1 protein-coding gene is annotated in these 548 nt (G+C 43.6%); it reads left to right on the top strand.

The features are described 5' to 3' along the window. On the top strand, positions 1-548 hold a 548-nt coding region (locus tag HL054_RS22215; protein ID WP_369141303.1), incomplete at both ends, for a toprim domain-containing protein.

Here is a 548-nt window from a genome sequence, read left to right as displayed (position 1 = left end):
TCTACAGTAAACCGTGAAGTAGTTTCTCATTTCTACCCGAAACATAAAGATGGTCGCATCGTATCATACAAGATTCGTAACTTAAATCCGAAAGGATTTTATGCAATCGGGTCTGGTAGTGGTTGTGATTTCTTTGGCGAACAGCAAGCCGTAATGGGTGATGTTTGGGGTCAGAAGTTATTTGTCTTTGAAGATGAACTGTCCTGTATGTCTGGTTATCAGGCATTGATTGAGGGTTCTAAATCGACTTGGAAGCCAGCCTGTGTGGCATTGCCAGATGGTGCTGGGTCAGCAGCGAGTGTATTTGCACGACGCAATTCATTCGTAGAGCGGTTCACTGAAATTGTTATCTGTATGGATAATGATGAAGCAGGTGAAGCAGCTGTTGCTAACATCCGAGCGATGCATCCCAAAATTAAAGTTGCTCGCATCCCAAAGGGTGTGACCAAGGACGGTAAAGATATCAAAGACGCGAATGATCTTCTTATGGAAGGACGTTCGTTAGAGTTGAATAACCTTCTTCGTTTCAACGCTGCAAAAGAAAGTCC

Origin of the sequence: Modestobacter versicolor, from assembly GCF_041028285.1 — a bacterium.
Classification (GTDB): domain Bacteria; phylum Actinomycetota; class Actinomycetes; order Mycobacteriales; family Geodermatophilaceae; genus Modestobacter; species Modestobacter versicolor_A.
Note: the sequence above shows the minus strand (reverse complement) of the source record. Positions and strands in the feature narration are given on the sequence as shown.